This is a genomic window from Pseudohongiella acticola, from assembly GCF_001758195.1.
Classification (GTDB): Bacteria; Pseudomonadota; Gammaproteobacteria; order Pseudomonadales; family Pseudohongiellaceae; genus Pseudohongiella; species Pseudohongiella acticola.
Window position 1 is genome coordinate 320,063 of sequence record NZ_MASR01000002.1, and the last position, 13,474, is coordinate 333,536.

13 protein-coding genes are annotated in these 13,474 nt (G+C 55.2%); 5 read left to right on the forward strand and 8 right to left on the reverse strand.

All coding sequences use genetic code 11. The features are described from left to right. Position 1 precedes the first annotated feature (1 nt). A complete protein-coding gene (locus PHACT_RS13755) occupies positions 2-913 on the reverse strand; it encodes an RNA methyltransferase (RefSeq protein WP_070118844.1) in 912 nt (303 codons plus the stop codon). Between the two features lie 163 nt (positions 914-1,076). Here PHACT_RS13755 and PHACT_RS13760 point away from each other — a divergent pair, with 163 nt between their 5' ends. From PHACT_RS13760 to PHACT_RS13775, 4 genes are all read left to right on the forward strand, one after another. After that, positions 1,077-1,856, forward strand: a complete 780-nt coding sequence (locus tag PHACT_RS13760; RefSeq protein ID WP_070118845.1) for an inositol monophosphatase family protein — start codon at positions 1,077-1,079, stop codon at positions 1,854-1,856. Positions 1,857-1,901: 45 nt separating this feature from the next. Continuing rightward, positions 1,902-3,281, forward strand: coding sequence for an MATE family efflux transporter (locus PHACT_RS13765; protein WP_070118846.1), 1,380 nt, complete (start codon positions 1,902-1,904; stop codon positions 3,279-3,281). A gap of 230 nt (positions 3,282-3,511) precedes the next feature. Continuing rightward, the gene (locus PHACT_RS13770) at positions 3,512-4,066 is read left to right on the forward strand and encodes a nitroreductase family protein (protein ID WP_070118847.1); all 555 of its coding nucleotides are present in this window, start codon (positions 3,512-3,514) and stop codon (positions 4,064-4,066) included. Further along, on the forward strand, positions 4,067-4,678 hold the full coding sequence (locus PHACT_RS13775; protein WP_245730804.1) for a 1-acyl-sn-glycerol-3-phosphate acyltransferase: 612 nt from the start codon (positions 4,067-4,069) through the stop codon (positions 4,676-4,678). Here PHACT_RS13775 and PHACT_RS13780 read toward each other — a convergent pair. The 3 genes from PHACT_RS13780 to PHACT_RS13790 form a co-directional block, all read right to left on the reverse strand. Continuing rightward, entirely contained in the window at positions 4,656-5,429 is a 774-nt protein-coding gene (locus PHACT_RS13780) for a TetR/AcrR family transcriptional regulator (RefSeq protein ID WP_070118848.1), read from the reverse strand. The two genes, PHACT_RS13775 and PHACT_RS13780, sit on opposite strands and share 23 nt — an antisense overlap. 78 nt (positions 5,430-5,507) lie before the next feature. Then, positions 5,508-6,215, reverse strand: coding sequence for a sulfite exporter TauE/SafE family protein (locus PHACT_RS13785; protein WP_070118849.1), 708 nt, complete (start codon positions 6,213-6,215; stop codon positions 5,508-5,510). A 274-nt stretch (positions 6,216-6,489) separates the two neighbouring features. Then, the gene (locus PHACT_RS13790) at positions 6,490-6,870 is read right to left on the reverse strand and encodes a MerR family transcriptional regulator (protein WP_070118850.1); all 381 of its coding nucleotides are present in this window, start codon (positions 6,868-6,870) and stop codon (positions 6,490-6,492) included. Positions 6,871-6,944: 74 nt separating this feature from the next. Between PHACT_RS13790 and PHACT_RS13795 the strand changes: the two genes are divergently transcribed. Further along, positions 6,945-7,727, forward strand: coding sequence for a glutaredoxin family protein (locus PHACT_RS13795; protein ID WP_070118851.1), 783 nt, complete (start codon positions 6,945-6,947; stop codon positions 7,725-7,727). A gap of 31 nt (positions 7,728-7,758) precedes the next feature. Here PHACT_RS13795 and PHACT_RS13800 read toward each other — a convergent pair whose 3' ends face one another. The 4 genes from PHACT_RS13800 to fghA all read right to left on the reverse strand — a co-directional run bounded on the left by PHACT_RS13800 (position 7,759) and on the right by fghA (position 13,255). Then, positions 7,759-8,523: a copper resistance protein B gene (locus PHACT_RS13800; RefSeq protein WP_245730805.1), complete on the reverse strand. Its 765-nt coding sequence runs from the start codon at positions 8,521-8,523 to the stop codon at positions 7,759-7,761. Next, positions 8,520-10,520 (reverse strand): copper resistance system multicopper oxidase, encoded by a 2,001-nt coding sequence (locus tag PHACT_RS13805; protein WP_083264650.1) that lies wholly within the window; start codon positions 10,518-10,520, stop codon positions 8,520-8,522. The genes PHACT_RS13800 and PHACT_RS13805 overlap by 4 nt, the downstream gene beginning before the upstream one ends. A gap of 746 nt (positions 10,521-11,266) precedes the next feature. After that, positions 11,267-12,376 carry an S-(hydroxymethyl)glutathione dehydrogenase/class III alcohol dehydrogenase gene (locus tag PHACT_RS13810; protein WP_317622288.1) on the reverse strand — a complete coding sequence of 370 codons (1,110 nt, stop codon included), beginning with the start codon at positions 12,374-12,376 and terminating at the stop codon, positions 11,267-11,269. Between the two features lie 48 nt (positions 12,377-12,424). Next, the gene (gene fghA, locus PHACT_RS13815; protein ID WP_070118853.1) at positions 12,425-13,255 is read right to left on the reverse strand and encodes an S-formylglutathione hydrolase; all 831 of its coding nucleotides are present in this window, start codon (positions 13,253-13,255) and stop codon (positions 12,425-12,427) included. Positions 13,256-13,474 lie beyond the last annotated feature (219 nt).

Here is a 13,474-nt window from a genome sequence, read left to right on the forward strand (position 1 = left end):
ACTACTTTGTATCCTTGCGTGGTTCGTCGCCTGCGTTGGCGTCTTTGTTGGGAGATCCGGGCACTGACTCGCGCTCTGGCGCTGTGTTTTCGTTGGCGCGCCGGACATGTTCTTCGACATAGGTTAATACACCGCGCAGAATATTGATTTCCATTGAGTCCGGACGGATACGCCCGAACAACCGGCGCATGCGCGGCATCAGCAGTCGTGGATTTTCCGGATCATGAAAATCCATCGCCACCAGTGCCTGCTCCAGATGCCGGTAAAACAATTCCATCTGATGCCCGTCCGCCTTGGGTACATCCCAGTACTCATCTTCGGTGGCTGCATCGTACATCGGTGCCTCAGCGCCCAGTCGGGTATCGCCGGCATGCTCCAGCATGGCGATGCGCACTTCGTAGCTGATGACCATGACGGCAGCGGCCAGGTTCAGAGAGCTGTAATCGTCATTGGCAGGGATCTGAACATGATAGTGGCACTGCTGCAGCTCATCATTGGTCAGCCCGGTATCTTCACGACCGAACACCAGGGCAATCTGTCCACTGTTTTCCGCGGCAGCACGTTGGGTTTCTTCCAGCACATGCCTGGCACACTGGCGAGGCGACAACATCGGCCAGGGCATGCGCCTTGAGCGGGCGCTGGCGCCAATCACCATGGAACAGTCAGCAACTGCCTCCATCAGGGTCGGGAATACCTGTGCGCGCTCCAGAACATCGACAGCCGATACTGCTCGCCAGATCGCCACATCGCTGGGATAATCGCGCGGATCAACCAGACGGAGATTAGCAATCCCCATATTTTTCAAGGCCCTGGCGGTGGCGCCGATATTGCCCGGGTGCGACGTATTGACCAGCACAACGTTTACGCGACTGAGATCTGGGGCAGCGAACTGCGACGGCTTGCCTTTTTGCAATGGACTCTCCTACGGTATGCCAACGGTTTGTTTGCTTCAGGGGCAGGATTATAACAACTAGTTAAGGACTGACTGCCAGCATTTTGCTATCATTCACCGTCTTTTAAAACCGACATCCTTAAATCGTCCCGGATATGCCCGGGCAACAAGTCAAGCGAACATCATGCATCCCGTTATCAACATTGCTCTCAGGGCCGCGCGCAATGCGGCCGAACAAATCATCCACGTCAGCGACCGCCTTGACCGTGTCAGCATCATCGAAGACAACAACGGTGAGCTGGTGACCAGTATGGATGTGGACACCGAACGTACCATTCTTTATCACCTGCGCAAGGCCTACCCGGACTTCAGTGTGGAGTCGCGCCTGAGTGGCTACACGGCCGGGGCCGACACGGACAACACCTGGTTGATTGACCCACTGGCCGGCAACCGCAATTTCCAGCGTGGCTTTGGCAGCTTCTGCATCTCCATTGCGCTCAAAACAGCCAAAGGTGTCACGCATGGCGTGGTGCTCAACCCGGCCGCCAATCAGGAGTTCTGTGCCAGCCGCGGTGCCGGCGCACAGCTGAACGACAGCCGTATGCGTACCGGTAAACTGACATCGCTGGAAAATGCTTTTGTCGGACTTGATCCGCAGCCTGCTGACGATACGTTTCTGGCTCAGTTGCAGGCGCAACTGCTGGCCCTGCCCTGCCACCTGCGGATGAGCGGATGCGCACCCCTGGACATGGTGTATGTCGCAGCTGGCCGCCTGGATGCCGGCTGGTGCCGCCCGCAGCACCAGACATCACTGGCCGCTGCGCAATTGATCCTGCTGGAGTCCGGCGCGCTGCTCAGTGATCCGCAGGGCAACCCACAGACACAAGGCAGTAAAGAACTGTTGTTTGCCAACCCCAAGTGTTTCAAGCATCTTTTGCAGATACGACAGTCACTGAAGGCGTAGTCAGCAACACAAACATAACCCGGCTGTTAACCACCATGGGCTGATATGGCAGAGAAAAGGGCAAACAAGCGTTACCAGCTGATTGATGGCCCCATCGCGTCAACGCTTGTCAGCATGACGCTGCCCATGATTCTGGGCATGCTCATGATGTTCAGTTTCAATCTGGTAGACACCTTTTTTATCAGTATCCTTGGCACTGAGGCCCTGTCAGCCATCAGTTTTACCTTCCCCGTCACCTTCACCATCATGAGCCTGGCTATCGGGCTCAGCATTGGCACCTCGGCCGTCGTCGCCAAGTACATTGGACGTGGTGAAATCGAGAAAGCCAAGGAAGCGTCTACCGTCACCAACTACGTGGCGATGGCACTGGCAGGCGTACTCGCGCTGACCGGCTATCTGCTGATGGATCAGATTTTCCTGCTGTTGGGGGCTACCCAGAGCATACTACCCGCCATCCGCGAGTACATGGATATCTGGCTGCCCACCAGTATATTGCTGGTGGCACTGATTTGCGCCAACTCGGTATTGCGCGCCAATGGCGATACCCGCACCCCGAGTATCATCATGGCCAGTGCCGGGCTGGTCAACGCAGCGCTGGATCCATTGCTTATTTTTGGCTGGGGCCCGATCCCGGCGCTGGGTATACAGGGCGCGGCGCTGGCGACACTGTTTTCCTGGGTGGGCGCGTGTATATTCCTGTTCTACTACCTGGCGATTCGCCACGAGCTGATCCACAAAGGCCTGCCGTCAGTTCAGGTATTCAGGACTTCGTCAAAAGAAATGTTACGCATTGGCATTCCTGCATCGGGAGCCAACATGATGACGCCGATTGCTGCCGGTGTCATGACCGCCATCATCGCCGGTTACGGCGAAACTGCTGTCGCGGCCTTTGGTGTCGGGTCCCGTCTGGAGTCGATGGCCTGCATGGTAATTCTGGCGCTGTCGAGCACGCTGCCACCCTTTGTCAGCCAGAATCTAGGGGCCGGTCGTTTATCACGCATTGAGGAAGCCTGCCGGCTGTCCATGCGCTTTGTGCTGGGCTGGCAACTGCTGATCTATCTGCTGATGGCCGCCGGCGCGTCGTTTATTGCGTGGGTGTTTACCCGTGACGAAGAGGTCGCCAGCATTATTCGGCTCTACATCTGGATCATGCCGCTCAGCTACGGCATGCAGGGTGTGATCATTTTGTGCAATTCGGCATTGAATGCCATTCACCGGCCCATGGTGGCGCTGTACCTGAGCATAACCCGCTTCTTTGTGTTATACGTGCCGCTGGCCTGGGTAGGCAGTATGCTGTTCGATCTGCCCGGATTTTTCGCTGGAGCCTTTATCGCCAATGTGCTGATGGCACTGCTGTCATGGCTGACCTTCCGCCGCGTCATGAACAAAGAACGGCAACAGCTGGATATCGCCGAACCCGCCTGACCCTGCCCGCCTGACCCTGCCCTCCTGACCCTGCCCGCCTGACCCTGCCCACATGGCCGTTCTCATTGCCTCTCTCTTTGCTGCTGTTATTGCTGTGCTGGCAAAACTCTGGCCAGTGCCGTGCAGTTGATTTATGCTTCAGGACTGTCATTCAGATACACCGCCGGTAACACAAGCTGTGAAACACGCTGGCGCGCATCAAGTCACGAATTGCAAGCAGGCCAAACCAGATGGACGCATTAACCGCTTTACACAGCCGGGTATCAGTATCCCGCCTGACAGACCCGGCCCCCGATCAACAGGCGCTCGATAATATGTTCCGGGCCGCCATGCGAGCACCCGACCATGGACTGTTGCGGCCCTGGCGCTTTCTGGTTCTGCGCGAATCCGGGCGTGAACGTCTGGCTGAACTGTTTGTGCAGGCATCATTGCTGGATGAACCGGACCTGGCGCCGCAGAAAGTCGATAAGATACGCAGCAAACCGCTGCGAGCGCCGATGATTATCGTGGGCATCTGCAGCCCCAAGGATCACCCCAAGGTACCGGTATTCGAGCAACAACTCGCGGCCGGTGCTGCCATTGACAACCTGCTGATTGCGGCCCACGCCCAGCATATCGGCGCCATGTGGCGCACCGGCCCCATGGCATCACATGCCACAGTCACTCACGGGCTGGGTCTGGAGAAACAGGAAAGTATACTCGGCTTTGTTTATCTCGGCACGCCCGATGGCCCGATCCGCCCGCTGACGCAGGAAGACTTCACCCCCTACATTCAGGACTGGTAGATGCCCGACTCAGAACATAAAAAAATAACAACAATGCGCACCACAATTTTTAACACTCCTGTGCTGACCCCATTGCTGAGGGCCATTGCAGCCGGCATCCTGCGGCTGATTGGCTGGAAGGCAATCGGCAAACCCCTTCAGGACCAGCGCTTTGTGTTGATCGGCGCCCCGCATACCAGTAACTGGGATTTTCCGTTAATGCTGTTGGTAGTTCTCAAACTGGAACTGAAACTGCACTGGATGGGCAAGCACAGTCTGTTCATGTTCCCTTTCGGTGGATTGATGCGCTGGCTGGGTGGAATCCCGATTGACCGTCGCAGCCATCATCGTGTCGTTGATCAGGTCGTCGCCCGATACCGGGAGAATCCGCAACTGGTGGTACTGGTACCGCCGGAGGGAACCCGAAAGAAAGTGCAGGAGTGGAAAACCGGGTTCTACCATATTGCCAATAATGCCGACGTACCGATATTAATGGGTTATCTCGACGTAAGCAGAAAAGAGGCCGGGCTGGCAGATTTTTTTTACCCGACAGGCGACGTAGACACGGATATCAAACATATCCGCGCCTTCTATACTAACAAAAAGGGTATCAGGCCTGAGAACGCAGACTGACCTGTTCGCTGTCTTCAGCCTTGTATTTCAGGCTGCCAAGTACGTGCCCGAATACAAACCCGGCATAGTCGGCAATATTGACCTTGAGGTGCTGAAACTTCCAGCGCTTGAGATACCATTGCTGAAGCATGGCAGTGGTGCTGGCAGCCAGCAGCGTCAGGTTGCCATCATAATGAAAGACACCCGACTCTATGCCGTCGCTAAATATTTCCCGCAGGCGTTCATCAAATTTTAACTCCATCTGTGTCGCTGCTTCACGCTGAGCCTTGTCGAGCCCTTTCGCCTCGATAAAACAGAAGTAATACCACGGATGCATGATGTCATTCATATACAGGTCGGCATTTATCACGGCTTTGAGCCGGTGGTAAGGATCAAGTTTGTGGCGCTCAAGGTCCGACATGACGTCATCAATGGTCTGACGGACTACGGCCTCAATAGCAGATGCCAGATCACTTTTGCTGCCGATATACGCGTAGAGCCCGCCCATGCTGATCTGCGTTTCCCGGCTGAGATCGCGCAGACTCATGGAGTGGAACCCCTGACTGTTGGCCAGACGAAAGGTACAGGTGAATATCTTCTGCAGGTTGCGCAGTGCAGTCTTGCCATTCTTGATCTGCATGCGCTCGTGATGCACCGCGAACACACGCTCCCACAAAGGTTCGCCTTCCAGCACCCAGGTGCGGCGGAATGCGTCGATGCTTGTGTCCTGTGGCCATACGTTTGTTATTGTGTCCACCACGTTGTCATCCACCCAGGTTTCCTCCCTCTGTCAGCGATCGGCAAGCATTCAGTTTACAACAACACCCTGTGCATAGACAGCGCTCGCGGCTCACAGCAGGGATGTCACCACCGCGTACAGGCCAGACATTGCGCACAGAGTCAGTGACCCACCCCGTATCGCCGCCGCCGGCAGTCGGTGCATGGTTCTGCGCGCGACCCAGTAGCCGAGCACTGTCGCAGGCAGCAACGGCAATGACAACCAGATGTGGATCATACCAAAATGCCCAATGGGAGCAAGAATAAGCAATGAAATCAGACAGCTGACAACAAAAAATGCTGCCAGATTGGCCCGAATCAGGGCCAGGTCCTGATGTTGCCATAACAGCGCCATCGGTGGACCTCCAATCGAGGTGCTGGTCCCCATGAAACCGGACAGGAATCCCGCTGTCATCATACGACCAGGTGTCGGGTGCCAGCGCAGCGCTGACAGGCTGACCAGAACGGCAAACAGGACCGACACACCAATCCACAGCGCCAGCATGTCCTTGTCAATCCAGAGCAGTAAGGCTGCCCCCGCCAGCGAGCCAGGCACGCGTCCGATGACAGCCGACTTCAGCCCCTGCAATGAAACGCCGTCGCGAAAAGCCCAGGCATTGACCAGCGACAGCACCAGGGCACAGACGGTGACCGGCGCAGGGACATAGTCGGGATTGATAAAAAACAGCACCGGGGCGGCAATCACCGCCAGACCGAAACCGACCGCGGTCTGCACAAATGCGCCAACAAACACCAGCGCCATTGCCAATACAATTTCCATGTGAGCGATCCGCGGTATCAAAACCCGGCATTTTACGCGATGCCAGCGCCCAGGTCGCGCCTGATGTTATACGGAGGGTTATGTATCCCTTATCTTATATCGAACCCGTCTTTCGGCCACCCAGCGAGTGGAAATCCCTGATTCTGCAGGTCACCAATGCGCTTGCTCTGAGGATTATGGACGCGCTCAATGTAATTTAGATGTAGCGGCTTTGGATATATCCATCGTCCGCTATTTCTGTTGGTTTACACGCTCCGGTAATCCCCCCGCATAATTAAAGGCCGAACGAAGTCAAAATGGGGCACGGACCATCGGCGCCCGAAGCGCATTCGGTTGCTAGACGCTGAAGTGAATTGCGCGCGCGCTGAAGTTCCATGATTTTCTCATCAAGAGCATCGAGGCGGGACTGAGCCAGTTGGCGAGCGCGGCATCGATCCTGAGTAGCGTCCAGATCGAGCAGCTCCTTAATTTCTTTGAGCCTGAAGCCCGCCACCTTTGCCAGTTTAATGAACTGCAGGCGACGCAGATCATTCCGACCGTAGCGCCGTATGCCGCCACCTTGCTGTGGAACTTCAAGCATCCCTTTGCGTTGATAGAACCGGATTGTCTCGACACCAACACCGCCTGCCTCTGCAAATTTACCGATAGAAAACATCTCTGCTTGACTCCGTACTATGGTACGGCATCTATTATAGATCAAAATCACACAAACCATACAGGGGGTATTAAATGTCCGTTGGAAACCGAAAATCGCAAAAAACTGCCACAGTTTATCGCATGGTGATGGATCAACATGTGTGCCCGTATGGACTCAAGACTAACGATCTGTTGCGGCGCAATGGTTTCAAAGTAGAGGATCACTGGCTGACCTCGCGTGAAGAAACCGACGCGTTCAAGTCGGAACACCAGGTTGAAACGACACCGCAGACCTTCATTGAAGGGCAGAGAATCGGCGGCTACGACGATCTGCGTCGCCACTTGGGCAAGCCTGTCCCTGTCAAGGGTGCGACAAGCTACAAGCCCGTGATCGCACTTTTCAGCATGACTCTTCTGATGGCGCTGGCGGCGAGTTTTGCCATTTACGGCAATCCGTTTACTGTGAGAGCCGCTGAATGGTTTATCGCCTTCAGCATGGCAATTCTGGCGCTTCTGAAACTGCAGAACGTCGAAAGCTTCGCGACAATGTTCCTGAATTATGATCTGCTGGCCAAACGGTGGGTGCCATACTCCTATATATACCCCTTCGCCGAAGGTTTCGCAGGCATTTTGATGATTGCCGGAATCCTGACCTGGTTATCAGTGCCGGTGGCACTTTTTATCGGCATCGTGGGCGCGGTGTCGGTATTCAAAGCCGTTTATTTTGACCGGCGGGAACTCAAATGCGCCTGTGTAGGCGGCTCAAGCAACGTTCCGCTGGGCTTCGTGTCTCTCACCGAAAACCTGATGATGATCGCCATGGCGATCTGGATGGCATTAGACGCATTGGGAATTGGTGTAAGCCATCCAGTTTAACTTTTTCCGGGAAATAACGATCAGTCAACATTTAAAACCAGATCCGGAAGCCAGCAACCCATTGAGTGCTGCTGGCGTCCTCACCAGCGTCGGCGGCGAATTCGGCAGCGTCGCCAAACTTCCTGTTCCAGTTTATGCCGATGTAGGGGGCGAACTCGCGCCTTACTTCGTAGCGGAGTCTTATACCAGCTTGAATGTCAGAAAGCCCTGACCCGGTACCCCGCGCTCTGTCGTTCTGCCCATAAAAATCCAGTTCAATTTCGGGCGATAGCACCCACTGCTGTGTCAGTAGGAGCTCGTATTCGGTGGAAAGACTCATGGCCGCACCACCCGACTTGCTGATAAACAGTGCTGCTTCAGTCTCAAAGAAATACGGTGCCAGGCCTTGCAAACCCAATACGGCCCAGCTGCGACCATCATCCGGTCGGATGTCCTGACGCAAGCCCATCTGAAGATCCCAATATGGCGCAACAGCTCTGCTGTAGAGCGCCTGCAACTCGAATTCCTCAACGTCGCCGTCAAGCGAATCAATATCGGCCTTCATCCAGAATTTGTTCAGGTCCGAGCCGATCCATGCTTCCCCTTCAAGGATAAGCGGACTGCCATCATCTCCGTGTCGTAGTTCCAATTGATCGATCATCACTGAGCGGAAAATATCCGGGGCATGTTCGACGGCATGGGCGTGAACGTCGATACCCCCAGGAGCAGTCTCCACTTGCTGGGCATTCGCTGTCGCCGCCGCACCCAGCCCCAGCACCATCGCGATGCACGTTTTACTTTTCACAGGTCTGATCATGACTGTCCTCCTCGGCTAACGCGCACTTCTCGCATCATGCCTGGCATGTGATAAAGCAGGTGGCAATGATAGGCCCAGCGCCCCATCGCATCTGCCGTTACCAGATAGCTGATCGTGGAGCCCGGCTGCACAATAATGGTGTGCTTGCGAGGTATATAGTCAGGATCGCCCGTCTCAAGCTCGCTCCACATCCCGTGCAGGTGGATTGGATGCGCCATCATCGTATCGTTCACCAGTACGACGCGGACTCTTTCACCGAATTCGAGCTCAAGAGGCTGCGCATCAGCAAACGGGATGCCGTTAATAGACCACATGTAGCGATTCATATTTCCGGTGAGGTGGAGCTGGATTTCGCGTGACGGCTCTCTCCTATCGATGGTTGGATAGAGATTGCGGAGGTCTGCATAAGTCAGTACGCGCCGACCGTATAGACGATCATGATCACGAAGCCCCAGCCCCGGATCGTGCAAGCCGTTCTGTGGCGAGTCGGCACGCATATCCACACCGGGACCGAACTCGCTCTCCCGGTGGTAAATTTCGTTCCCTGCACCGAAGTTGCTGCCGAAGCCGGCCTTGCCCAGTGATGACGTTGTACCATGCTGGCTATGGTCGATCGCCCTGTCGGCCCCGCCGTGCTGACTGTGATCGAACTGCGGTTCGTTCATCATGTGCTGACTGTGGTCCATCAGCTGCTCGTTCATAACATGCTGGCTGTGGTCCATCGGCTGTTCGGCCGTGACGTGCTGACTATGATCTACCGCCATGTCGTCCATCTCGGCCATGTCGTGCCCGCCGTGGTCGGCTCCCATGCCCATGTCCTCGTGCCCAAGCAGGGGGCGAGGGTCCATCGCAGGCACTGCAGCTTCCAAGCCTGGATCCGACGTCAGCGTACCGCGGGCGTAACCGCTGCGGTCACTGGCCTGTGCGAAGACGGTAAAGGCAGCCTCTTCCACGGGTTCGACAATGACATCGTAGGTCTCGGCAACAGCGACACGAAACTCATCCACTGGCACCGGCCGGACGTTCTGGCCATCCGCAGCCACCACAGTCATCTTGAGACCCGGAATTCGAACATCGAACAATGTCATGGCAGCTGCATTGATAAAACGCAGCCTGACCTTCTCTCCTGGTTGAAAGATTCCGGTCCAGCCTTCATCCGGGGTTACACCGTTCATCAGAAAGGTATAGGTATAGCCAGTCACATCAGCCAGATCCGTCTGACTCATACGCATCCGGTTCCACATGGCCCGGTCTTTCCATGCTTGAACAACGCCTTTCTCTTTAACGTCCTGCCAAAGGTCGCCGGCGGTTCTTTCGTTGAAGTTATAGTAATGACTGGCCTTTTTGAGTTTTGCATAAAGATTTTCAGGCTCTTCATCTGTCCAGTCGGACAGCATCACCACGTACTCACGGTCATAAAGAACCGGATCCGGCTCTTTGGGATCAATGATGATTGCGCCGTAGAGTCCGGTTTGTTCCTGAAATCCGGAATGACTGTGGTACCAGTAAGTGCCATTTTGAACGACATCGAACTGGTACTCGAATGTCTCACCCGCCGGAATGCCAGCGAAACTGACGCCGGGAACCCCGTCCATGTCCTCCGGCAGTATCGCCCCGTGCCAGTGGATGGAGCTGAGGTGTGGCAGACGATTGGTGACCCGCAACGTCACCCGTTCACCTTCCTTCCAGCGCAATGTCGGTCCGGGCAAGCCCTGGTTGACTGTCGTGGCCACGCGCGGGCGACCAGTGAAGTTGACCTGTTTGTAATCTATGTCGAGATCGAACACATTGCCCGAAATTGTTTTAGTGTCCGTAGGCGCGGCGGCAGCTAAGAGACTCCGGGGAAAGGGCATGGCAGTCAGTGCCAGCGCAGAAGATGCGCCCAGTACGAAGCGTCTTCGGGCATGGCCGCCTTCCGGTAAGACGTCTGTTGACTCGATCGCAGGGGTTTGACTATAGAAGCGCCTTTTGCGCCCGGTTTTGACAGTAGGAAACATACTGGCTCCATCAAGAAATCGGTGTCTTTTGAGTCGATGAGGACTCGCAGGACGAGACAGCTAAGGGAGCCTGGGGCTCCGATAACACAAGACCTTGCACATCTAGCTCAAGCAGCTGAAATGCAGACGGATTTATCCTGTATTAGCGGATAATCGGGGGGCGATAGAGGGGAGAGACAGACTGACTCGCAGCGAGCTGACTGGGAAGGCCGAATTTGTTCTCGGCAGTCAGCCGTTGATCGAAACCTGACAATGACTGTAATTGGGCAGGGTTGAAGCAGCCACCCAATGCACATTCACAATTGAACTTGCAACGCTCCTCATGATCAGTCATTCCGCTGTGAACATGACCTGAGTGCTCAGCCTCTTGATGCTCACCCATAGCATGGGCAGCATGATCCATAACAGGTACGGAACCGGAAGAGCGCTCGCCGTGTACAGGCAACGAAGTGGATGCCAATGATTGGCCGCAGACCGCAAGCAGGACGACAACAATTATCCATTTTGTATGTTTAAACATGGTCATAGGCATAAGTGGCCACAGATGCGACTTTCATGTATGAGAACATCAATAAAATTCTCGATCGCAACATCGGGACGGCGATCCTATCATTTCTGCAAAGTCGATACAAACATGCTTGATACGGTTCGCACCGCCATTCACCAGCCTGACCGGATTGCGTTACGCGAAGAGTGGCAACGCGGCCTGTAGAAACAGGACCAACGCTGCCGCAAAACGCAAACTATCAGTATAGAATAACGCTACGAATGGATTTGCCTTCGTGCATCAGATCAAAGGCATCATTAATTTTGTCCAGCGGCATGGTATGCGTGATCAGGTCATCAATATTAAGTTTGCCTTCCATGTACCAGTCGACAATCGTAGGCACATCGGTACGACCTCTGGCGCCACCAAAAGCGCTGCCGCGCCAGACTCGGCCCGTCACCAGTTGAAACGGCCGCGTTGAAATTTCCTGGCCCGCACCTGCGACTCCGATCACAATGGATTCGCCCCAACCTTTGTGACAGGCCTCCAGTGCCTGCCGCATGGTGTTGACGTTGCCGATGCATTCGAAGGTATAGTCAGCGCCACCGCGAGTGATATCCACGATGGCTTCTACCACATCATGGACTTCTTTCGGGTTTATAAAATCGGTCATGCCGAATTTTTTCGCCAACTCAACCTTGGCCGGGTTTATATCAACGCCTACAATCTGTCGCGCTCCCACCATACGTGCCGCCTGTATCACATTAAGGCCAATGCCGCCCAGGCCGAACACCACCACTCGTGATCCGGGTTCAACTTTGGCATCGAACACTACGGCCCCGACCCCGGTGGTGACACCGCAACCGATGTAGCAGACTTTGTCTACGGGCGCATCGTTGCGTATCTTTGCTACCGCAATTTCAGGCAATACCGTGTAATTGGAGAACGTCGAACAACCCATGTAGTGCATCAATGGTTTGCCGTCCAGCGAAAACCGGCTGCTGCCATCAGGCATGACGCCTTTGCCCTGAGTCGTGCGAATGGCCTGACAGAGATTTGTTTTCGGGTGCAGGCAGTATTCGCACTCGCGGCACTCCGGTGTGTACAGCGGTATGACGGTATCGCCGACAGCCACTGATTTCACACCGGCGCCCACTTCAACCACAACGCCGGCGCCCTCATGGCCCAGAATGGTTGGGAACGCACCTTCCGGATCATCACCGGAGAGCGTGAACGCATCCGTGTGGCAAACGCCGGTGGCTTTCAACTCGACCAGCACTTCACCCGCTCTGGGGCCTTCCAGATCAACTTCCATTACTTCCAGCGGCTTGCCAGCACCAAACGCAACGGCGGCTCGTGTTTTCATCACTTCAATCCTCTGTTTGTGTCATTCGCGAGCCGGTGCCCGCGCATAGTTTCAGGCGAGCAGGTATTTCGCGTGGAAACGAATATGCTCTTCAATAAATGTCGCAATAAAATAGTAGCTATGGTCGTAACCCGACTGAAAGCGGATGTCCGCGTCGGTCTTTTCGCTTAGCACCGTCGCCAGGTTTTCAGTCAGCAATTGCTCGGCGAGAAACTCGTCAGCCGTGCCTTGATCCACCAGCAACGGCAAGCTCAGGCCATGCTCCTTGATCAATTCAACGCTGTCATATTGCGCCCACTCGCTGCGATCATCACCCAGATAGCGGGCCAGGGCTTTTTGTCCCCACAGGCAGGCCATGGGATTGACGATTGGCGCGAATGCCGATACGGAGGTGTATTGCGCCGGGTTTTTAATGGCGATGGTCAATGCGCCGTGTCCGCCCATGGAATGTCCGCTGATGGCTTTATTGGCATTGACGGGCAAGTGTGTCGCCACGAACTGGGGTAACTCGTGCGCGATATAATCATACATGCGGTAATGCGCCTTCCACGGCGCCTGCGTGGCATTGACGTAGAAACCAGCGCCCTGCCCCATATCATAACTGTCATCATCCGGCACCGCCGCACCGCGCGGGCTGGTGTCCGCAATGACCAGTGCGATGCCCAGCTCGGCAGCCACCCGTTGCGCGCCGGCTTTGGTACTGAAGTTCTCATCACTGCAGGTCAGACCGGACAACCAGTACAGCACCGGTACCGGATTCTGCGACGACAGCCCGTGTGGCATAAACACAGAGAAGCGCATCACGCATTGCAGGGACTCGGAAGGATGTTCGATACGAAGCTGCTCACCACCGAACATGCGTTGATTGCTGATGACTTTCATATTGGCTCCTGCATATCGGTTCCTGTCTATCGGATTCAGTCGTGTTTTGTTTGCAGTTGAGACGATAAACCACCACGCGCAAAAAAACCAATGCAATTGAGCACTCAAAAAGACGGCCCGCCATCATGGCAGCATCGTGTTACGTTGACTGTTATAATGCCCGCCTGAAATACCATGGCTGTCCTAAAGTCGCGATTGCGGCGCTTTCTCCATCGCTCA

Coding starts and splice junctions, on each gene's coding strand:
- PHACT_RS13760 (WP_070118845.1), top strand. CDS start 1,077: ATGCATCCCGTTATCAACATTGCTCTCAGGGCCGCGCGCAATGCGGCC.
- PHACT_RS13765 (WP_070118846.1), top strand. CDS start 1,902: ATGGCAGAGAAAAGGGCAAACAAGCGTTACCAGCTGATTGATGGCCCC.
- PHACT_RS13770 (WP_070118847.1), top strand. CDS start 3,512: ATGGACGCATTAACCGCTTTACACAGCCGGGTATCAGTATCCCGCCTG.
- PHACT_RS13775 (WP_245730804.1), top strand. CDS start 4,067: ATGCCCGACTCAGAACATAAAAAAATAACAACAATGCGCACCACAATT.
- PHACT_RS13785 (WP_070118849.1), bottom strand. CDS start 6,215: ATGGAAATTGTATTGGCAATGGCGCTGGTGTTTGTTGGCGCATTTGTG.
- PHACT_RS13790 (WP_070118850.1), bottom strand. CDS start 6,870: ATGTTTTCTATCGGTAAATTTGCAGAGGCAGGCGGTGTTGGTGTCGAG.
- PHACT_RS13795 (WP_070118851.1), top strand. CDS start 6,945: ATGTCCGTTGGAAACCGAAAATCGCAAAAAACTGCCACAGTTTATCGC.
- PHACT_RS13800 (WP_245730805.1), bottom strand. CDS start 8,523: ATGATCAGACCTGTGAAAAGTAAAACGTGCATCGCGATGGTGCTGGGG.
- PHACT_RS13805 (WP_083264650.1), bottom strand. CDS start 10,520: ATGTTTCCTACTGTCAAAACCGGGCGCAAAAGGCGCTTCTATAGTCAA.
- fghA (WP_070118853.1), bottom strand. CDS start 13,255: ATGAAAGTCATCAGCAATCAACGCATGTTCGGTGGTGAGCAGCTTCGT.